Origin of the sequence: Bacillus sp. UNC125MFCrub1.1, from assembly GCF_000701305.1 — a bacterium.
GTDB lineage: Bacteria > Bacillota > Bacilli > Bacillales > Bacillaceae > Bacillus > Bacillus altitudinis.
The window spans coordinates 952,514-973,455 of the sequence record NZ_KL370769.1; the positions used below are offsets into that span (position 1 = coordinate 952,514).

General features: G+C 40.0%; 22 protein-coding genes and 1 other annotated feature. Of the genes, 4 read left to right on the plus strand and 18 right to left on the minus strand.

Annotated features, from left to right (window positions below):
* Nucleotides 1-16: 16 nt before the first annotated feature.
* From opp3C to N521_RS17670, 3 genes are all read right to left on the minus strand, one after another.
* Nucleotides 17-1,045 carry an oligopeptide ABC transporter permease gene (opp3C, locus tag N521_RS17660; protein WP_035392435.1) on the minus strand — a complete coding sequence of 343 codons (1,029 nt, stop codon included), beginning with the start codon at nucleotides 1,043-1,045 and terminating at the stop codon, nucleotides 17-19.
* The gene (gene opp3b, locus N521_RS17665; RefSeq protein ID WP_035392438.1) at nucleotides 1,045-1,974 is read right to left on the minus strand and encodes an oligopeptide ABC transporter permease; all 930 of its coding nucleotides are present in this window, start codon (nucleotides 1,972-1,974) and stop codon (nucleotides 1,045-1,047) included. Before opp3b ends, opp3C begins: the two co-directional genes overlap by 1 nt.
* Before the next feature lie 109 nt (nucleotides 1,975-2,083).
* On the minus strand, nucleotides 2,084-3,742 hold the full coding sequence (locus tag N521_RS17670) for a peptide ABC transporter substrate-binding protein (protein WP_035392439.1): 1,659 nt from the start codon (nucleotides 3,740-3,742) through the stop codon (nucleotides 2,084-2,086).
* Nucleotides 3,743-4,191: 449 nt separating this feature from the next.
* Here N521_RS17670 and N521_RS19465 point away from each other — a divergent pair, with 449 nt between their 5' ends.
* Together N521_RS19465 and trpS are read left to right on the plus strand one after the other, a co-directional pair.
* Nucleotides 4,192-4,455, plus strand: coding sequence for a DUF3899 domain-containing protein (locus N521_RS19465; RefSeq protein ID WP_223255625.1), 264 nt, complete (start codon nucleotides 4,192-4,194; stop codon nucleotides 4,453-4,455).
* A gap of 44 nt (nucleotides 4,456-4,499) precedes the next feature.
* Nucleotides 4,500-4,718: a binding site (T-box leader), on the plus strand.
* A 53-nt stretch (nucleotides 4,719-4,771) separates the two neighbouring features.
* Nucleotides 4,772-5,767 (plus strand): tryptophan--tRNA ligase, encoded by a 996-nt coding sequence (gene trpS, locus N521_RS17675; protein WP_025207151.1) that lies wholly within the window; start codon nucleotides 4,772-4,774, stop codon nucleotides 5,765-5,767.
* A gap of 35 nt (nucleotides 5,768-5,802) precedes the next feature.
* Here trpS and N521_RS17680 read toward each other — a convergent pair whose 3' ends face one another.
* The 9 genes from N521_RS17680 to N521_RS17720 all read right to left on the minus strand — a co-directional run bounded on the left by N521_RS17680 (nucleotide 5,803) and on the right by N521_RS17720 (nucleotide 15,646).
* Nucleotides 5,803-6,555, minus strand: coding sequence for a YjbA family protein (locus tag N521_RS17680; protein WP_025207150.1), 753 nt, complete (start codon nucleotides 6,553-6,555; stop codon nucleotides 5,803-5,805).
* 165 nt (nucleotides 6,556-6,720) lie between these two features.
* Nucleotides 6,721-7,620, minus strand: coding sequence for an oligopeptide ABC transporter permease (gene opp4C, locus N521_RS17685; protein ID WP_017360169.1), 900 nt, complete (start codon nucleotides 7,618-7,620; stop codon nucleotides 6,721-6,723).
* Nucleotides 7,621-7,653: 33 nt separating this feature from the next.
* On the minus strand, nucleotides 7,654-8,604 hold the full coding sequence (locus N521_RS17690; protein ID WP_008348492.1) for an ABC transporter permease: 951 nt from the start codon (nucleotides 8,602-8,604) through the stop codon (nucleotides 7,654-7,656).
* Nucleotides 8,605-8,682: 78 nt separating this feature from the next.
* Nucleotides 8,683-10,317 carry a peptide-binding protein gene (locus N521_RS17695; protein ID WP_008348494.1) on the minus strand — a complete coding sequence of 545 codons (1,635 nt, stop codon included), beginning with the start codon at nucleotides 10,315-10,317 and terminating at the stop codon, nucleotides 8,683-8,685.
* An 85-nt stretch (nucleotides 10,318-10,402) separates the two neighbouring features.
* On the minus strand, nucleotides 10,403-11,398 hold the full coding sequence (locus N521_RS17700) for an ABC transporter ATP-binding protein (RefSeq protein ID WP_025207148.1): 996 nt from the start codon (nucleotides 11,396-11,398) through the stop codon (nucleotides 10,403-10,405).
* 23 nt (nucleotides 11,399-11,421) lie between these two features.
* The gene (locus N521_RS17705) at nucleotides 11,422-12,402 is read right to left on the minus strand and encodes an ABC transporter ATP-binding protein (RefSeq protein WP_035392443.1); all 981 of its coding nucleotides are present in this window, start codon (nucleotides 12,400-12,402) and stop codon (nucleotides 11,422-11,424) included.
* Nucleotides 12,403-12,572: 170 nt separating this feature from the next.
* Nucleotides 12,573-13,367, minus strand: coding sequence for a DUF2268 domain-containing putative Zn-dependent protease (locus N521_RS17710; protein ID WP_017360172.1), 795 nt, complete (start codon nucleotides 13,365-13,367; stop codon nucleotides 12,573-12,575).
* Nucleotides 13,368-13,444: 77 nt separating this feature from the next.
* Nucleotides 13,445-14,686: a beta-ketoacyl-ACP synthase II gene (fabF, locus tag N521_RS17715; protein WP_008348501.1), complete on the minus strand. Its 1,242-nt coding sequence runs from the start codon at nucleotides 14,684-14,686 to the stop codon at nucleotides 13,445-13,447.
* A gap of 21 nt (nucleotides 14,687-14,707) precedes the next feature.
* Nucleotides 14,708-15,646: a beta-ketoacyl-ACP synthase III gene (locus tag N521_RS17720; RefSeq protein ID WP_024720058.1), complete on the minus strand. Its 939-nt coding sequence runs from the start codon at nucleotides 15,644-15,646 to the stop codon at nucleotides 14,708-14,710.
* Between the two features lie 169 nt (nucleotides 15,647-15,815).
* Between N521_RS17720 and N521_RS17725 the strand changes: the two genes are divergently transcribed.
* Entirely contained in the window at nucleotides 15,816-16,049 is a 234-nt protein-coding gene (locus N521_RS17725; RefSeq protein WP_008348506.1) for a hypothetical protein, read from the plus strand.
* A 10-nt stretch (nucleotides 16,050-16,059) separates the two neighbouring features.
* Here the strand turns inward: N521_RS17725 and N521_RS17730 are convergent, their stop codons facing one another.
* The 4 genes from N521_RS17730 to N521_RS17745 form a co-directional block, all read right to left on the minus strand.
* Nucleotides 16,060-16,257 (minus strand): ComZ family protein, encoded by a 198-nt coding sequence (locus tag N521_RS17730; protein ID WP_008348507.1) that lies wholly within the window; start codon nucleotides 16,255-16,257, stop codon nucleotides 16,060-16,062.
* 11 nt (nucleotides 16,258-16,268) lie between these two features.
* The gene (locus tag N521_RS17735; protein ID WP_008348509.1) at nucleotides 16,269-17,234 is read right to left on the minus strand and encodes a BMP family ABC transporter substrate-binding protein; all 966 of its coding nucleotides are present in this window, start codon (nucleotides 17,232-17,234) and stop codon (nucleotides 16,269-16,271) included.
* A 90-nt stretch (nucleotides 17,235-17,324) separates the two neighbouring features.
* Entirely contained in the window at nucleotides 17,325-17,900 is a 576-nt protein-coding gene (locus tag N521_RS17740) for a hypothetical protein (protein ID WP_017360175.1), read from the minus strand.
* Nucleotides 17,901-17,975: 75 nt separating this feature from the next.
* Nucleotides 17,976-18,716 (minus strand): hypothetical protein, encoded by a 741-nt coding sequence (locus N521_RS17745; protein ID WP_007499048.1) that lies wholly within the window; start codon nucleotides 18,714-18,716, stop codon nucleotides 17,976-17,978.
* A 212-nt stretch (nucleotides 18,717-18,928) separates the two neighbouring features.
* On the opposite strand from N521_RS17745, the gene N521_RS17750 reads away from it, so the two are divergent.
* Nucleotides 18,929-19,123, plus strand: coding sequence for a YjzD family protein (locus N521_RS17750; protein ID WP_008348514.1), 195 nt, complete (start codon nucleotides 18,929-18,931; stop codon nucleotides 19,121-19,123).
* A gap of 119 nt (nucleotides 19,124-19,242) precedes the next feature.
* Here N521_RS17750 and N521_RS17755 read toward each other — a convergent pair whose 3' ends face one another.
* Both N521_RS17755 and N521_RS17760 read right to left on the minus strand, forming a co-directional pair.
* Complete coding sequence (locus N521_RS17755) at nucleotides 19,243-20,508, minus strand: MFS transporter (protein ID WP_007499050.1); 1,266 nt, start codon at nucleotides 20,506-20,508, stop codon at nucleotides 19,243-19,245.
* A gap of 169 nt (nucleotides 20,509-20,677) precedes the next feature.
* Nucleotides 20,678-20,857 (minus strand): YjzC family protein, encoded by a 180-nt coding sequence (locus N521_RS17760; RefSeq protein WP_008348517.1) that lies wholly within the window; start codon nucleotides 20,855-20,857, stop codon nucleotides 20,678-20,680.
* Nucleotides 20,858-20,942 lie beyond the last annotated feature (85 nt).

Consider the following 20,942-nt stretch of genomic DNA (forward strand, 5'->3'; position numbering starts at 1 on the left):
ACATCACCGCCCCGTACTAATCTTTCATTTTTGGATCAAGTGCATCTCTCACACCGTCGGCAACAAGGTTAAAGACGATCATGATAACACTAATGATAATTGCTGGATAAACCATCTGATATGGGAAAGCGATCATTGATTTAAACCCATCTTCAATTAATGTCCCTAGTGAAGCTTGCGGCTCTTGCAGACCTAATCCAATAAAGCTTAAGAAAGCTTCAAAGAAGATCGCACTAGGAATAGTGAACATTGTATTAATAATCATCACACCTGTTAAGTTTGGCAACATGTGCTTAAAGATAATTTTAAAGTTACTTAATCCCAAAGTTCTAGCGGCTAGTACATATTCCTGTTCTTTCAGCTTCATGACTTGAGCACGCACGACCCTAGCCATACTGATCCACCCGGTAATACTTAGTGCAATAATAATTGGAATAATCCCTGGTTTTAAGACGAGAATCATTAATATGACAACGATTAAGTTTGGAATCCCCATTAGAACTTCCAAAATACGCTGCATCGCATTATCAATTTTCCCACCGAAATAACCAGAAATAGCGCCGTAGGCAACACCAATAATTAAATCGATCACAGCTGCAACAACAGCAATAAGCAGTGAGATTTGAGTTCCTTTCCACACACGTGTAAATAGATCTCTCCCAAGATTATCGGTACCGAACCAGTAGTAATGTTCAATCCCTTTTTGTTCATATGGATTAACCACATCACCATTTTTTAGTGTTCTTTCACCAGTAAAAGGTAAGAAACTAACATGCTCTAATCCTTGGATTCGAGGCGGTAAGTTCGCTTCAGACGTTGTTTGAGTACTAAAGTCTTTGCCACTAATTAATGGTCCGACGAGCGCCATGAATACAATTAAAAATAAAATCACCATACTAACAACAGCGGCTTTATTCTTTTTAATTCTAAGCCATGCGTCTTGCCAATAATTTAGACTTGGTTTTTCAATTTTTTCAGCAGATAATGTATCAACACCAGCGGGTTCAAACAGACTTTTATCAATATTTTCTTCTTGCTGTTTCATTATTTGTTACCTCCCGCTACACGAATTCTAGGATCGATAATTCCATATAGAATATCGACAATAAATACAACCACTACAAAAAGAACGGCAAATAAGATAGTTGTACCCATGATGACTGGGTAGTCGTTTACTGTAATGGCTTTAACAAACTGCTCACCAATTCCAGGAATTGAGAAGATTTTTTCTATTACTAGTGATCCCGTCATTAAACTAACAGTCAATGGACCAAGTACTGTGACAACAGGTATTAAAGCATTTCTCATTGCATGTTTAAATGCGATCTCAAAATAGCCTGCTCCTTTTGCTTTTGCAAGCAAAATGTAATCTGTCTCAAGTACTTCAACCATTTCTGTTCTCATAAAACGAGCACAAATGGAGATAGGGAACATTGCTAACGCTATAGTAGGTAAAATTGTATATTCAAACCCATTCCAAAATTGAGTTGGTAATAACCCCAATTTCACCGCAATATAGTACTGAAGTAATCCAGCGAATACAAAACTCGGAATTGATTTACCGATAACTGCCAAGAAAGTAGCAGAGTAATCCACCCATGTGTTCTGTCTTAAAGCTCCAACTACTCCCAAAAAGATACCAACAATCGTTCCTAAAATAATCGCTTGAAGGCCTAGGACAGCAGATGGTCCTACTCGATATGAAAGAAGTTCTGTTACGGAGGTATTGTTGAATTGGAATGAAACACCTAAATCCCCAGTGAATGTATTAATCATGTAATGAAAATATTGAACAGGAATTGGCTGATCTAGTCCATATTTTGCATTAAGTACAGCTTGTTGAGCTTCTGACAACTTTTGCGCATTAACAAAAGGAGAACCCGGAATAAGTTTCATTAAGAAAAAAGTGATTGAAACAATGATGAAGAGGGTAACAACCATGTAGGCAACCCGTCTAATTAAGTATTTCAGCATACTTGCACCTCCTGATAAAACTGACTTTTCTGTATATTTCGACATATTTCTCTCAGTGAAAAAGAGAGTATATTCAGAGAATACACTCTCTTTTCTATAAGATTGTTAATTATCCTTCAATTTTCATCCATTTGTAGCTGAATTCAGGTCCAACTTTGTGAATGACAAATCCTTTTACTTTGTTATTAATCAGATAGTTAGTTGCTCTCTGATAAATTGGTGAAAGTGCTGCGTCATCTTGTAATAATACTTTTTCAGCTTCTTGTAAAGCTTTCCAGCGTTCTTCAGGTTTTGCAGCTAATTTGCCAGATGCATCTTTTAACAACTGATCATATTTTTTATCTGAGTAACCCATGTGGTTGTTTCCGCCACCTGTGATGAACAAGTCAGAGAACGTGATCGGATCAAGGTAATCTGGACCCCATCCAGCCATCTGAAGATCGTAATCCTCTTTCTTATCACGATCAATACGAGTAGCGAAAGGAACACTTTGAATATTGATATCTAAGCCAGGTAAAGTTTTCTCGAGCTGATCTTTAATGAAAGCACCGATTGTTTTAGCTGTCTCAGAATCATCACCTAAGTAATTAAGCGTTACTTTAGACGTTCCTAATTCTTTCAACCCTTTTTCAAAAAGCTTTTTCGCTTCATCTTTATTAGTTTCTAAGTATTTAGGCATTCCATCACGGAAGTCTTTTCCGCTTTCATCATGTACGAAATCTTTTGGAATTTGATAGTATGCAGCAACTGAACCATTCTGCAACACATCATTTACAAACGCTTCTTTATCAATTGCCGTTGCAATTGCGCGACGAACGTTTTCATTCTTTAAAGATTTATTTCCTTGGTTCATTTTCAACCAGAACACAGTAGGTTCTAGTAATCTTTTCATCCGCTTATCACCTTCGTATTGAGAGATGATGGCAGGTGTTGATAATTTAGGTGTAATATCAGCTTCTCCCGCTTCAAATGCGTTAACAGCTGCTTGTGGATCTTTAGATACTTTAAAAGTAAGTTTTGTCATAGAGACGTTCTTTTTGTCCCAATATTCTTCATTCTTTTTGTATTCCCAAGTAGTTGCTTGTGGGCCATCCCAAGAAGAAAGCTCAAATGGTCCGTTGTATACAAGGTTCTTTGCAGTCTTCGCATATTTGTCACCTTGTTCTTTAACGAACTTTTCATTCACTGGGTAGAATGTTGGGAATGAAAGCAGAGATTGGAAGTAAGGAATTGGTTTTTCAAGTGTAATTTGCAGTTCTTTATCGCTTACAGCTTTAATTCCTAGTTCCTCAGGCTTTGCTTTTTTGTTGTATACTTTATCAGCATTCTTAATTTTACCAACCATCATATATGGGCCATACTCAGACTTTTGTTCTGGATCTAAAGCACGTTGCCATGCATATACGAAGTCTTGAGCTTTAACTGGGTCACCATTAGACCATTTTGCATCTTTAATTTTGATGTTGTAAACTGTTTTATCTTTGTTAGCAACTGGTTCCCCATCAGCCATACCAGGCACTAATTCTTCTTTATCGTTGAAACGATACAAACCTTCAAACACGTTATTCATAGTCGTAAAACTGATTGTATCACTCGCTTGGATTGTATCCATTGCAGGCATTTCCTGTGATTCTAAAATTGTAGCCTCTTGTTTTGAATCTTTGGATGCAGTGCCCTTGTCGCTACTTTGTTTACCTGAACATGCAGATACAAAAATAGTCAGCACCAATAAAAAAACTAAAAGCAGTGAAAATTTAGACTTTTTCATCTAGTTGTTGACCTCCCCTTCATAAATGAACTACAGGAACTATTATACTAGCAAATAAGTAATTGTGCATTCATTTTTTTAAGAAAATTTTCATATTTCCACTGTTTTTTAATATTTTTATTAAAAAATTGAAATAATTTGGTTATTTTTCTGAGATTTTGTGATCTTAAATACCTAATCAGAGGTAATCCTGTCTATACAATTGGCAATCTTCATGATTCATTGTAAACTGATATCAAGAAATTGATTAAAACAACAGCTTCGTTCCTTGTTTCGTTTTTCTTATATAGTGAAAGTCTTGAATTAAATGTTTTTATTGCTATTTTAGTACAGTAAAGTTTTAATGCGCAGGAGTGATTGTTATTAGATTTTTTATTCTTTTACTTAGTTCTAATGGCCTTGTTTTCATTTTAAGCTTCCTCTTTTATGGGCACATATCTTTCTTAAGCATGATTAACATCACATTTTATTTAGCTTCTGGCACTTTGCTAGTGTGGTTATCGTTCATCACTTTAAAAAGTGGATTTTTTGATCAAATATCTTACAGCTTCCGAAAGGTGTTTGATTCTTTAAATAAGCAAAAGGACCATGTTGATGACAGTTTAAACAAACATTTATCATCATCTTTTCAAAGTAACTTTTCAACCTTAAGAACATTAGGTTTGAGTTTACTCATTGAAATGTTAATATTGCTCTTGATTTATTATATGTAGGTTTTGACTTTTGATTTTTGCTTATTTATAATGAATGAAATTACATTTTTGCGATGAAAAAGAAGAGTACATATATTCACCATTTACAGAGAGTCTGCGGTTGGTGCAAGCAGATAATGGCATGTATGGAATGGGCTTTGGAGCAGCTAACCGAACACTTGACAGAGTTAGTAGGCTTAGACGGAGCAGTCTCCGATATCAACGTCTTGAGTGATTTCGTATTGAAATAACAAGGGTGGTACCACGGTTCATTCGTCCCTTTTCTGTTGAAAAGTGATGGGTGGGCCTTTTTATATTGAAGAAAAGAGGTTTTAGTATGACAAAAAAGACGATTTTCTCAGGCATTCAGCCTAGCGGTTCTGTGACATTGGGGAACTACATTGGAGCGATGAAGCAATTTGTCGATCTTCAGCATGATTACAACGGCTACTTTTGTGTGGTCGATCAGCATGCCATTACGGTCAGTCAGGATCGTTTAGCCCTTCGACAAAATATTAGAAGCTTAGCCGCTCTTTATTTGGCAGTGGGACTTGATCCAGAGAAGGCAACATTGTTTATCCAATCAGAGGTACCTGCCCACGCCCAGGCAGGATGGATGCTGCAATGTGTCGCTTATATTGGAGAATTAGAAAGAATGACTCAATTTAAGGACAAATCTGCTGGTAAGGAAGCAGTCGTTTCAGGACTATTAACGTATCCGCCATTAATGGCTGGCGATATTCTGTTATACGGTACGGACTTAGTTCCTGTAGGAGAAGATCAAAAGCAGCATCTTGAATTAACGAGAACGCTTGCTGAACGCTTTAACCGAAAGTATAACGACATTTTTACTGTACCTGAAGTCAAAATTCCAAAAGAAGGCGCTCGGATTATGTCTTTAGCAGACCCAACGAAAAAGATGAGCAAATCTGATCCGAACCAAAAATCTTTCATTACCTTATTAGATGAGCCAAAACAGCTTGAAAAGAAAATCAAAAGTGCTGTGACTGATTCAGAAGGCATCGTCAAATATGACAAAGAAAACAAACCTGGAATTGCCAACTTACTGACGATTTATTCTGTATTAGGGAACGTATCGATTGCAGAGCTTGAACAAAAATACGAAGGCAAAGGTTATGGTGAATTTAAGGAAGATCTTGCGAACGTTGTTGTGGATGCATTAAAACCGATTCAAGATCGCTATTATGAACTCATTGAGTCAGATGAGCTTGACCGCATTTTAGATGAAGGTGCTGAAAAGGCTAACCGTGCGGCAAACAAAATGCTGAAAAAAATGGAGAATGCGATGGGTCTTGGCCGGAAACGCAAATAAAACAAGCTTGCAGCATATTCAGCTGCAAGCTTTTTCTAATTGACTTTCGATTCGTTTTCCATTTCCCAAAGTTTTTCAAAAAATGGCTGTCCTTTAATCATTTTTTCACAAAAGGCTAAATGGTTTTCTGACCATCCATCAATGGTTTCGTTATAAAGCATGTTCCAAATTTCCTCGAAAGACATTCGTTTGATCTGGTTGTACATACGCGGATTCCATTCTGTATACCAATAGGCAATTTCTGCTCGGTTTTGAAGCCCCTTTAGTTGATCTAACGCCATAAACATCAGCTGCTTCAGCTGTCTTTCTTTTCTCGTTAATCCGCTGATATGCTGCGGTGGTAATGATAGGATGTGATATTCTTTCGTCGATTCAAGGCTGTCCGGCGTGAATTCATACTCCTCTGCCTTCACATCTTTCACCATTTCATATACCAATTGCTCCTGTCTTGGAATCAATCGGCTCTTTCTCACAGGAATGGAATAACCAATCGTATCCACAGCGATGATTCTTATCCCGTCCGTGACCACAAAGCAATACTCTAATTTACGGCGTTCATGATTTTTTCGAATATATGATTTCTCAAATACAGTCTCTAGCAGCGTCTTTGGCAGCTCTGATAGATCATTCTCTATGTAATCAAACAAAGGACTCTGCACCTTGAGTAAAGGTACTTGATCTAACAGCTCCACGCTGTCCTCCTTGCGCCACTCATGAAAATGACACACATTATAGCCATTCTCTTCCCCTTCAAACCAATTCACCCATACGTCATGAAGAAATAACATAACCAATCCCTCACTTTTTAAAAACTGTTGTCCACAGTATGGGCAAGGGATAGAGAAATTATTCCAACTTTATTAAAACTTCGCCCTGACGGAAGGACGGCTTTATTTCCTGGGAAAAGGAGAACGTCTCGCAGAGTCCTTTCACGATCTTCTATAAGCAGAACCTTATTTTAGCTTTTTAGGATCAAGGGCATCTCTCAGTCCATCACCTAAGAAGTTAAAGCATAAAACGGTAAGTAGAATCAGTAAACCTGGGAACAGTGGATACCACCATGCTTGCACCATGATGGAGAAATTTTGTGCATCTTGAAGCATGTTTCCCCAGCTCGCCGTTGGAGGCTGGATGCCAAACCCTAGATAGCTAAGTGTCGACTCAGCTAAAATAACAGAACCGACTTTCAATGTAGCAGACACAATGATAGGGCCGATACAGTTCGGTAAAATATGCGAAAAGATGATGACATGGTTTTTCGTTCCGATCGTTCTTGCTGCGAGTACGAATTCTCTTGTGCGAAGTGACAAGAATTCACTGCGGATCAGCCTGGCGGTTGTTGTCCAGCCAGTCAGCGCAAAAATTAAAATCAATTTATCAATACCCGGTTTAAAAATTGTCACTAGCGTGATCAAGAGAAAAATATCTGGAATAGACAATACCACATCCACCATTCTCATGAGCACAGAATCGACAAAGCCTTTAAAGTATCCCGCTACCGCCCCAATGACGGTTCCAATGGTGATGGCTCCGACTACCGAGACAAAGCCAACTAATAGAGACACCCTCGCTCCGTATAGCACCCTTGAAAAAATATCTCTGCCAAACTTGTCGGTTCCCATAAAATGCTCTGCACTTGGAGGCTGTAGCCGTTTCAATAAGTCTTGCTGTTCCGGTGCGTAAGGTGCGATCACCGGAGCGAAAATAGCCGAAAAGATAATGATCAATAAAATAGCGGAGCCGGCAACCGCCAATTTATTTTTGAAAAATTTCTCACAAAATAAACGAAGCATCGTCTCTGGTTTTGGCGGAAGGCCTTCTTTTAATTTGAGATCAACAGGAGGTGTTCCCATATTAGGTTGTGCCAATTGTGCCTCAGCTCCCTTCTAATATTCAATACGCGGATCAACGATCGCATAGAGAATATCCGCTATTAAGTTTCCAACGACCACGAGCACAGCAGAGATAACAGTCATCGCCATAATGACGGGATAATCTCTTGAAAAAGCAGAATCGATAAACAGTTTCCCAAGCCCTGGCCATGTGAAGATTTGTTCCACCACGACTGCGCCGCCAATAAAGGATGGAATCATGAGTCCAAAGATCGTAATAACAGGCATCAGACCGTTTCTCAATCCATGTTTGAAGATGACTTTGTTCTCTCTAAAACCTTTCGCTCGCGCCGTGCGAATGTAATCCTGCCGCATCACATCGAGCATACTTGACCTTGTATAACGTGTAAGGCCGGCCATATCAGCCGTTGCTAAAACAAAGGCCGGTAAAATAATATGATGAAGCCGGTCAAATAGATTAAAATCTGCATTTAAGGTAGAGACACCCCCGGTCGGAAACCATCCTAAATTCACTGATAACACCATTATAAGGATTAAACCAAACCAGAAATTCGGAATAGCCAGTCCGATAAATGATGTAACCGTAATACCATAGTCAAGTTTTGTATACGGACGTTTTGCTGAAAGAACACCAAATGGGATGGCAATGATCAGGGCAACTAATGTAGAAAAGATCATGAGGATGAGAGTATTAGGCAGCCGGGCAAAAATCAAATCCGACACGGGCGTTCCTTTTTTTACAATGGATGTGCCAAAGTCACCTTGAAGCATATTGCCGAGCCATTTCATATATTGCACATATTCAGGATCGTTCAAGCCGTACTTATCAATAAAGGCTTCCCGGTCTGCGGCACTAATGGTCGGGTCCATCATGAGTGACATCGGATCGCCTGGTGCTGCTTTCATAATCGCAAAGGACAAAATCGTAATACCAAACAAAATTGGGATGGAAAGAAGTGTCCTTCTAATGATATATGTAACCATATGCACAACTCCTTTTTCATCGGATGGCCATACTATGATGAAAAAAGGGGAGACCCCTCCCCCTTCTTCACTAGCAGACTACTGTTCAATCCACCATTTTTCGATTTTGTAATATTCATCTTTTGGGTGGTAAGAGTAGCCTTGTAGATTAGATGGCATCGCACGATGTGAGTTGGCATAATAAAGGAACGTATACGGCTGGTCTTCTGCAATCAGCTCATAAATTTTTTCATATGCCTTTGAATACTCTTTTCGATCACTCAAGTTTTTGGCATCAACTAGCAGTTTATCGACTTCTTCATTTTTATACCAAATGTTATTTAAGCCTTTTTCAGACTGACTTGAATGGAAAATACTGTATTGATCAGGGAATGTCGCTAAGCTCCAGCCGAGTAATAACGCATCATAATCCCATTTTGGCGGGGTTGTTTGTTCGATTAATGCACTAAATTCTACAATTTGCGGTTTTGCTTCAATGCCAATTTCTTTGAGCTGCTGCTGGACAACGACAGCAATATCTTCACGGACTTTGTTTCCTTGGTTCGTCTTCAAGACGAAGGAGAACTTCTTACCGTCCTTATCAAGATAACCATCTCCATCTGTATCCTCCCAGCCCTCTTCTTTCAACATCTTTTTCGCTTTTTCTTGATCAAATTCAAATACTGGGACATTTTCATTTTTAGGGTAGTTCCATGACAGCGGGCTTTCTGGGATGTTGGCTACTTTCCCGTCTCCATCTAACACTTGATCTACAATGGTTTGACGATCAATGGCATGGGTAAGCGCTTGACGGACTTTTTTACTTTTGAACAGTTCGTTTTTCTGATTCCAGCCAATATATGAATAATTAAGCCCTAGATCAGATTCGATTTTGATGTTACTAACTTTTTCAGCTGTTTGCAGTTCTGCTCCAGGCACTGCAAAGAAATCAATATCACCTGCGGATAGCTGAGCCATGGCTGCATTTTGATCAGGAATCGTTTTAATGGTGACTGTATCAAGGTATGGGCGTCCATCCCAATAGTCATCAAATGCTTCGAGTTTGACATAGTCTCCTTCTTTCCACTCGGCAAATTTAAATGGGCCAGAGCCGATTGGATTTTTTCGGTTAAATTCATTTTCGCCAAGATCCTTTATAGGGACATCACCTAAAATATGCTTTGGTAAAATGCCATAGCTTCCTAGCGTGACGTTATAAAAATATGGATCTTTTTTATTCAGCTTAAATTCGACCGAATAGTCCCCTGTTTTTTTGACAGACTCTAATACTTCAAAGCCTGATCCACGCTCACCATTGTAATCCTTATTGATCGGAATGCTGTATGTAAACACAACATCATCAGCAGTCAGTTCTTCTCCATCATGAAACTTCACGCCTTTTCTAATGGTCACATCAAACTGTTTGCCGTCATCGGATTCTTTAATATCTTCTGCCAACGCCAGCTGTGGGTTAAGCTTTCCATCTGTTTGCAGTAAAAAGCTATAGATTCTCTCTTCAATATCAGAACTTGCAACGTCTGTTGAGTAAAGTGAGTTAAATAATGTAGGCTCTGCAATCGAACCAATGACAAGATCGCCACCTTGTACAGGTTTACCTGTGGATTTCTTTTCACTGTCTCCAGACGTTTTATTTCCACCAGAACAAGCAGCAAGGATCAATGTAAAGATCAGCAGTAAACTGACCAAAATGGACTTTCTCTTTCTATCTTTCATAGACAATTCCCCCTATCTTTTTTAAAAAATGATGACAGAAGCCCGTTTCATCCCCCCTCTCAAAGATGAGATCATACAAGCGTGATCAAGCGTCGTAGAGGTGGCAGGCCACAAAGTGGTTCGTTTTTAATTCTTGAAATTCTGGTACTTTTTCTTTACAGACTTCTTTCGCGTGTGGGCATCTTGTATGAAACACACAACCTTTTGGCGGATTTGCAGGGCTTGGTAAATCCCCTTGCAGCATAATCCGTTCCCTTTTCACCTGACCTTTTTTACGGGTGACTGGAACGGAAGATAAAAGCGCCTGTGTATACGGATGAAGCGGATCATCGTACAGGCTGTGCTTATCCGCAAGTTCCATCATTTTGCCAAGATACATGACGCCCACTCGATCACTAATGTGGCGGACCACACTGAGATCGTGAGAGATAAATAGATAGGTGAGGTCAAACTCTTCTTGAAGCTCTTCCATCAAATTGATGACCTGCGCCTGAATGGAGACGTCAAGCGCTGAAACAGGCTCATCTGCTATGATCATTTCAGGATTCATGGCAAGTGCACGAGCGATACCGATCCGCTGCCTTTGTCCACCGGAAAATTCGTGCGGGTATCGATTCGCAAAACTTGGGTGAAGGCCGACTTTGGATAAAAGCTGTTCTACTTTTTCATTTCTTTCTTTTAAGGAATATAAGTGATGTGTTTTGTAGGGTTCTTTGATGATACTTCGAAGTGTTTTTCTAGGGTTGAGTGATGCAAAGGGATCTTGAAAAACCATTTGGATGTTTTTCCTTGTTGATTGTCTTAGTTTTGATTCAGATACATGAGAGATATCTTGCCCTTTAAATAGAATTTGTCCTTCTGTTGGTTCATATAAACGAATCATCGTCCGTCCTAATGTGGATTTACCGCATCCAGACTCTCCAACGATGCCTAACGTTTCGCCTTTATAAATGTTTAAGTCGATGCCGTCAACCGCTTTGACTGCTCCTACTTTCTTTTGCAGCACCCCAGCTTTAATCGGAAAGTGTTTTCGTATATTTTTTAATTCCAGGATGGTTTCTTTCTCAGATCGATCTGTCATGTATGGTTGGTTTTCAGCAAGTGTCATGTTTGGCTTGCCTCCTCATATAAGAAACACCTGACGCTTCTACCATTTTCAAAGGTTGTCAGTTTGGGCAATTCACCTATGCAGCGTTCCATTACTTTCGGGCATCTTGGCGCAAAACGGCATCCTGCGGGAAGCTGATCTGGCGCAGGGACATTCCCTTTTATCGCCGTTAATGGCTGAATGTCTCCGTCAATGACCGGAATGGATTCAAGCAGTCCTTCTGTGTATGGATGAAGCGGCTGATCAAACAACTCTTCAACGGTTCCATTTTCAACAACCTGTCCGCAGTACATGACAATGACACGGTCTGCTACTTCCGACACAACACCTAAATCGTGCGTAATGAGAAGTATAGATGTACCAAAGGTCGAACATAAATCTTTCATTAAGGTCAGCACCTGGGCTTGTATGGTCACATCGAGCGCAGTAGTCGGCTCATCCGCAATGAGGAGCTTCGGATCACAGCTTAGCGCAATGGCGATCATGACTCGTTGACGCATACCGCCGGATAAACGGTGCGGGTAATCTTTGATGATTTGTTCTGGCCTGGAAAAGCCTACAAGCTTTAGCAAGTCAATCGCTTTTTTGGTCGCTTCTTTTTTTGAAAGTTTTTTGTGGTAAATGAGGATTTCTGTTATTTGTTCCCCGATGGTTAAGACGGGATTAAGTGAGGTCATGGGTTCCTGAAAGATCATGGATACATCATTACCACGAATATTGCACAATTCCTTTTCACTATATGTAACAAGGTCTTTTCCATCAAGCTTAATGGAACCATCCATAATCTTCCCACCAGTCCCATTAATCAGACCCATGATGGATAAAGACGTAATACTTTTACCAGACCCAGACTCACCGACTAATGCGACTGTTTCCCCTTTTTTGATACTAAAATCAACGCCATCAACAGCAGGTATTGGTTCCTTTTTTCGAAAAAAATAGGTTTTTAAGTTTTGCACTTCAAGCAGTGTGCTCATGCATTCGCCCCTTTCTCCATAGATCAAATGAACCGAATCGAAAAATTCCGTCTTTTTAGAATAAAAAGAATTATCAAAATTTATATTTGTATATTATTACATCAGCATGACGAAATCAAGAAGTATTTAGTAAAATTGTAATATGTCACTTTTTTTGTGAATGTTTGTCTTTACGATTCTATCGCCTTTAAAAACGTTTCCGCTGGCTCCGCAATCATAGACTCCTCGCTGATTCGGTGCTCATCGAAATACTTTTTCACGATATAAAATCCAGTGGCATAGCCAAGCATTTTGGGGTAGTTCCCTTTTCCATAAAGGAGATTCTGTATCAGCCTTTCGTCGTCCTGCACTTTCTGATAAAGGTGACTGGATACCCATTTCTTGTACATGCGCTGCAGCTGCGATTCGTCATATAAAGTCGTCCACTTTGCTGTATAGCTTTCTCCATATCTATGATACACAGCATATTCAGCGAGCCCCTCCATCATGATTGTATCAAGGAATGTAAAATCTTTTTCTTCTTTCGTGAGAAAATGCAACCTACATACATGGTGATATTCATGCGTCAGCAACGTACCGATTCGCTCCTTTGGTGTATGCGGGGATAAAAAAAGAAAGATTTTGTCATCAAATGCCATGCCGGATTGAAAGTAAAATTGTTCTCTGATCTCTTTGCTGCTCTCATTAACAGGCAAAATAAAGACGGGGACATCAGGACCTCCCCACTTTTTTTGCAGCGCTTTGTATTCTTTCATCACAAGCTTGAAATACCCTTTTTCTTTGAGCTTGTCGATCATTTCCTGGCAGGCGTTCCATGATCGCACCATTCCGTGATGTTGTAAATGGGCGAGAATAGATGATCCTTCTTTTTTCTCCGCTCCTTTAAAATAAGGGACAAAACGTGCCGCCAGCTCCTGAAATGATGATGATTGCTCAATGAGATATTGTGTATTGATCAGACCCATACCGCTGAACACCTCCATTTTCATCATATGCAAAAAGGCGGCGATCTGTTTATAGATCGCCGCCTTCTTAAGACATATTACGCTTCGTATTTTTTGAAGATAATTGTCGCATTGTGCCCGCCAAAACCAAGTGAGTTGCTCAACGCAACTTGTACTTCTTTTGAACGTGCTTCATTTGCTACATAATCAAGATCACATTCTTCATCTGGTGTTTCAAGGTTAATCGTTGGCGGAATGACACTGTCTTTAATCGCCAGAACAGAGAAAATCGCTTCTACTCCGCCTGCTGCGCCAAGTAAATGACCTGTCATTGATTTTGTCGAACTAATCGCAAGCTGATTCGCATGCTCTCCAAACACTTCTTTAATCGCCATTGTTTCAAACTTATCATTATACGGTGTGCTTGTTCCGTGGGCATTGATATAATCAATTTCTTCCACTGTTAAACCTGCATCACGAATTGCTTCTTTCATTGCACGTACGCCGCCTTCTCCGTTTGGAGCAGGTGCTGTGATATGGTATGCATCTCCAGTTGAACCGTAGCCAACGATTTCTGCATAAATGGTCGCACCACGTTTTAACGCATGCTCTAATTCTTCAAGAACAACAATTCCCGCTCCTTCACCCATAACAAATCCGTCACGGTTTTTATCAAATGGACGACTTGCTGTATCTGGATCAGGATTTGTCGAAAGGGCTTTGTTTGCACAGAAACCAGCAAACGACATTTTCGTTAATGGTGCTTCTGTTCCACCTGTAATCATCGCATCTGCATCTCCGCGCTGAATGACTTTAAAGGCATCACCAATGGAGTTTGTTCCTGTCGCACATGCTGTCACTGTACAAGAGTTAACCCCTTTTGCGCCAAGTGCAATTGAAATTTGACCTGTCGCCATATCTGGAATCATCATTGGAACGAAGAACGGGCTTACGCGTCTTGCTCCTTTATTTGAATACACTTCGAATTGCTCTTCGAATGTTTCAAGTCCGCCAATACCAGATCCAACCCATACCCCAACACGAGGTGCGTTTTCATCTGTAATTTCGAGGCGTGAATCTTCTAAAGCCTTTTGAGCAGCAACGACTGCATATTGTGTGAAGCGTGCCATCTTTCTCGCTTCTTTTTTCTCCATGTAATCTTCGATGTTAAAATCTTTTAGTTCTGCAGCTACTTTTGCTGTATATTCACTTGAATCAACACGTGTGATCGGGCCAACACCTGATACACCTGCTACAGCATTTTTCCATGTTGTCTCTACATCGTTGCCAAGAGGTGTCAAAGCACCTAATCCTGTAACAACTACTCGTTTCTTATCCATTAATTTGTGCACCCCACTCTTTTATCGGCCCCATCGCATAGCGATTGCGCCCCACGTTAATCCGCCACCAAAACCAACCATTACAATCACATCGCCGTCATGAATTTTTCCGGCTTCGATTTCTTCACATAGTGAAATTGGAATGGATGCTGCTGATGTGTTTCCATATTTATGGACTGTTTTCGACATTTTTTCAACTGGCAGCTCTAAGCGTTCGCGTGCTGCTTCCATAATGCGAATGTTTGCTTGATGCGGAATCAAGAAGTCTACGTCTTCTTTTGATAGTCCAGCTTTTTCTATCACGTTTACGCTTGACTCGCCCATTTGTCTCACAGCAAATTTAAATACTTCTCTTCCATTCATGATTGTATGATCTTTTTCATCTAAGTACAAGTGCTTCCCGCCTCTTCCATCGGCTCCAAGCTCAAATGATAGAATTCCCTTGCCTTCGCTGACTGTTCCTAGTACAGCAGCACCTGCTCCATCTCCAAACAAAACAGCTGTGTTGCGGTCATCCCAGTCGGTAATGCGAGAAAGCTTTTCTACACCAACGACAAGCACGTGTTTGTAAGTGCCTGATTCGATAAATTGTTTTCCAGTAACAAGCCCATACATAAAGCCAGCGCAGGCAGCGCTAATATCCATTGCACATGCTTTATGTGCACCGAGCTGCTCTTGAATCATACAAGCGACTGTCGGAAATGCTTGATCTGGCGTAACTGTCGCTACAAGAATCATATCAATATCTTCTGCAGCCACATCTGCGTCAGCTAATGCTTTTTTTGCAGCAGCAAGCGCCATATGAGATGTATTGACATCATCAGATGCAATTCTTCTTTCTTCTATACCTGTTCTAGTACGAATCCACTCGTCAGAAGTTTCAACCATTTTTTCTAAATCACGATTTGTTAATACTTTTTCAGGTATATAGCGGCCAAGGCCAATAATTCCAGCATTCATTGAATAAGACTCCTTTTACTCATACGAGCATGTGATATTGTGATCTTATATTAGTATCTGGTACTAATTTTACCTTATTTTTTTCTCCTTGGCAATACAAACGTCTAACCTTTCCTCTCACTTTTTTCATAGATTAATGATATACCAATAGTAGAAAGGAACATGTGATATGGCGCAAAAGGATATTTTCTCAGCAATGATGTTTGGTCAGCCGCTTGAAAAGGAGAAAAGCAAGACAGAGAAAAAGGAGGAGCGTGCAGAGACTTCTTCAAGTGATGACTCCATTGACTACATGCATGTCATGAATCAAATTGGAAACATTATGAACTCCATCGATGAGCTGAAGCCTGTGTTTAAAGATGTCGGCCCTATGATTAGTGCCTTCAAGAAAAAATTATCATAAAAAAAAGCCACTATTCTGTGGCTTTTTCTGATGCTGCATCTGCTTTTCCAAGCTCATATGCCTCTTGCATGACAGATGTAAACAAAGAGAGAAGCGGCTGAAGTGCTTGTGGATCAAGCTGAATACCTGCTTTATCTAATTCTTCTTTTGCTTGTGGAAAATACTTCATCGCAATTTGTAAAAACTCCATCGATTTTTCGTGCTGCATGTTTAACGTCCTCACTTTTCATTTGGCAATTTGCCTGTTTTTTTGTAATTCGCAATATCCTTCTCAATGTCTTTCACAAAAGCACGGTCTATGGTTGAGCTAAATTTCCCCATTTCGATCACTCCTTCTTTAAAGTCAAAGGAGTACTCACCTTGTTCGTTTAGCTTGCCTTCATTAAACTTCTTCGCAATGATACTGTACGCTTTATCGACATGCTGTACTGTGCTAGTTAACACCGTATGGCTTCCAAGGTTGGATTGATCAGTGACATATCCGATCGCAGATAAATTGTCGTTTTTGATTTGTTCAATGACAGGGATATTATAACCATCACCTGCTGGATACACAACATCTACACCTTGTTTTTTCAATTTTTGATAGAGGTTCACCGCTTTGTCAGCATCATCCCAGTTTTCGACAAATTCCGCTAGGACTTGCACATGTTCGTCCTGATATTTTGCACCTTTGATAAAACCGTCTACTTCACTTTGCCAATCATATGTAGCCAGAATACCAATCTTTTTTGTTTTGGACATATGTGCTGCTGTCATGCCTCCGAAAAAGCCCATTGCTTCTCCTTTAAACGTGACGTTTGTGACATTATCAGCTTGAGGCTTGCCTCCATTGACCGTGATAAATTGTGTTTTCGGATAATCTTCACTGATCAAGTTGAAAATTTCGCTGTATTCATTGCCATGGCCAATAATCAAATTGACTCCTTTTTTATGAAATTCTTCAATGGCATCAACGATTTTCTCCTTGTCGACCATCCCTTCCTTATAATAAACATCTACACCAAATGTTGATTGGATATTTAATAAGCCTTTATAACCTTTCGTTCCCCAAACTTGATCATTAATCGTATCGGGGACGAGTAAACCCACCTTCTCAATATGTCCTTTTAACGGCGCCTGCGAGCAGGCAGATAGCATAAGAAGAAGGAACGAAAAGATCATGACAAGCCGCTGGTACTTCATGCCATGTTCAACTCCCTTTGCAACACGCAGGCATGAACCTGTATGTTAAATATAGGTTTATTTTATACTGAAAAAAGATAAGATGGAAGATCATTCTTGCTTTTTGTCGAAAAATGTTGAGTTTTGTCTTTTCCATTCTGCTATGATTTCTTCTGCTTGTTTGTCACCTGTTTGTCTTTCTACCTTTAATTGATGGATCATTTCCTGCCTTTGATCGGTGCGTGCCCACTTTAAAAGCTCCTTTGCGACATCTTCTACAAAAAATGCGTGATCATCCTTTGTTCGTCTCTCTTCATGGAGTGACCACGGACCAAACATGCGTGGAAGGATAACAGCCGAAACGCTTTGTTCATGCGAATGGCTTTGGGGTTCTTCGTAAAACAAGCGGTATATGCCATGCTTCGCTTCGAGGTCTGTCTCTCTGTTCATTGAATCATCTGATTGAAAAAAGATCAGGTCATATGCCTCTTTCCTATCTTGACCATCAATAACGCGGACAAGATCATTGCGGCCAAGCCACATCATCCGCTCTTCTAATAACATTTTTTGCTCCTCTGACTTCTCCTTAGGATATGTGATATCCACTTGTATGCCCTCTTTCATCATATATTCACAAAGTGTCAGGCCAAAAAATTCATCTGCACCTATGATCAGTCCTGTTTCCATGTTCATGTCCCCTTTTTTAGCATATCGAATAAAAAGAAGAGCCCTTTCCATGAAGGGCTGTTATCATCCTATTCATTACAATTCTCTTTCATGCGATTTATAAAACTTGTGAATGGACTGAAAGATTCTTCTTGGATGATCAAACATATGCAAGGTAAGGTCCATCTGACAATGGTCTGGATTCATCATATGTTGATCAATAAAAGGCTTTGCATGTAGTTCATAGGCATACGGTGCGCCGTTTAGTCTCTGCCATATATGAATCGGTACATGAGCTGAATGAACGGGGCAAGAAGGAAGTGGATACGTTTCTGCTTCCTTTGCAGAGCACCCATAGCTCTGTGCGAGTTCTTTCATGAACTGTTTGTAGAAGAATTTGTGTTCCTTTTCTCTTTCTCTTTGTGCTTGCAGGTGTAAACATGGATTCATCATGGCTATAGACCTTAGCACTTCTGGCATTTCTTCGGCAAGACTCATGGCGACAAGTGCACCCATTCCCTCTGCCAGCACATGAATTTCCCGGTTTAATATTTCTTGTTTTAATGTGTGATGAACAAGCTGTTTCGCACTAAAAACAGCATCTTCACATCCCCAGTGATTCCCATGAAGATGACTATTAAACAATGTATATCCTTCATCCTTTAAAGCAGTTAAAAGCTGGTTTCTTCCGTAATGCTGAAGCCAGAATGATGTATTTTCCTGCACAAAGTGATTTCGGTCACCGAGGATTAGAATGCCAAAGCCATTTGGTTTTTGAGGAAGGTGAATGACGTTCCACTGGGAACCAAGCTGGAAAAAACGTTCGCTTACACCCATATGGCCAGCCTCCTTTCAGTGATTCTGCTTTCTATGATATGAACAACAACTCTTGTAGGAATAAGGAAATCCCCTAAAGACAGAAGAATTCTTTTTATTTTTATAGTAGAAGGTCTCAAAATGGTCACATAAAGGCGGAAAACAGTCTTTTCTCTGAACTCGTATCTATGGTATGATAGTCAATAGATTGTTACATAAAGGACGGTGGAATAATGCATTACATTATCACCCTCATTTGGACTTTTCTGCTGACACATATGGCTGGTTACATCGTTGCATCTATGAATGGAGCTGCTTATGATTTTACGTTAACTTCCATTCTTGCCATAGTGTTTACGGTTATTTTATTCATCTTTGCTGAAGTAAGTCCAATGAAAGAAACAGAAAGTTCAACAGAACATTCTTAATATTGCTGGAAAAGAGCTAATGATTTGAGATTAGCTCTTTTTCTTTTTTTCAGAATGATGACCAGAAGTTGAGAGCGCACGCTAAAACCCCCTGCCGTTAATTACAGGGGGTTTTTGAGTTACACCTCAACCGTTTCGGACTTCTGTTTGTCTGCTGACAAATGGCTTTTCGCAAGCCCTGTGAACAGGAAGATCGCGATGCCCGATAAAATTTCAAGCACACCGCCCCCCGCAATGACAGGTCCTGCTCCAAAGCGTTCTGCCAGGACGCCCGATATGACGGCTGCAAGCGGGAGAAAGACATTTGATGACGCATTGATCACGGCATATACTTGCGGCTGATCTTCTTGGTCAACAGACGTTTGAATAATGACCATCTCTGGAACATTGATCGCACTGACGGCTGCACCAAAAATAAAGGAAGCTAGAAGAACGACTGGAAGCCATGTACTCATTCCAGTGATAAAGAATGCAGCTCCTTCAATCATGCCTGCGACAATAAAGAACAAGCCAAACCTTTTGATTTTCACCTTCGCCAGTGCAAAGCCCATCATAAACGCACCGACTGCGGCGACACCTCTTAAAATGGAATACACCATTGAATCACTTTGCAGCGCTTCTGCTACATATACAGCGGATAATGCCTGCCACGGAGCTGCAGCGACATTCATTAAAATACAATAAAGGGTCAGTGCAAATAAAATATGATGATTTTTAACGACTAGAAAGCCTCTTTTTAAGTTATACAGATATGTATTCTTTGCTTGTTTAATGTCTGCTGCTTTTTCTGCATCTGACTTTTGGAGTTTAACGCCAATAATGAACAAGCCCGATATGATAAATAAAGCAGTGGTGATCAGGAGCGTATCTGCAGGTCCAATTAATTTGACCAAAAGACCAGCGACCATCACCGCAGCAAGTGCGACAATTTCAAAAGATGATTGCAGGATCGCATTTGCTTTTTGAATGAGATGCTTTGGAACAATCTGCGGAAGGATAGCCACAGAAGCCGGGTTATAGGCTGCACCTGTTGCCGATTGAATAACCATTAATGAGATCAATAACCATAGAGGCAATATGTGCGAAAAATGCAGTAGTGGAATAATGAGTACAATGGTTGCTCGAATGACATCTGAAGCAAACATCCATTTAGATAAATGATGTCTTTTCATAAGAGGTCCTAGTATTGGGGCCAACAATGATGAAGGAAGAACTGTCACTGCTAGAAGAAGTCCGGTACCGAGCGCTCCATCCCCTCTTAAAATCAATAACCAAAGAACGGATGTAAAAGCAAAACTTTCTCCTGTATTTTTTATGAGTCTTGATATGAACAATGAGGTGAAGCGTTTATTCCAAACACTTTCACTGAGATTCATCTTTTCCATCACACAAATCCTTTCAACCTTATACTATTCTTACATATTTTACCTTAATCTTTCTTTTTTTCATACTATTTATTTGAAAATTGGAACTTAATTGTTTTTTATTATAAAGAAAAAAGAGGCATGACACATGCCTCTAAAGACTTATTCATATGGACTCTTAGTCAATTGCTTACGGCTTTCTTTGGTAAGTCCAAACACGGTTATGGTTCGAGTTATCCGGAAAGACGTCTCCTGCTTTAAGCTTTATCTTTAAAGGATCTTTCACCATACTACCGGTCTCACCGATTTCGATATAAACACCATTATTAGGTGCCTTATTACCAGATTTAAACTGATGCTGTTGACCCATTTCCATCCTCCTTTCTCGATTGATGTTATTATGTCCCGTCCATTGTCTCTCCAATCCAACATGTAAAAAGTCCCTGCTCAGTCGA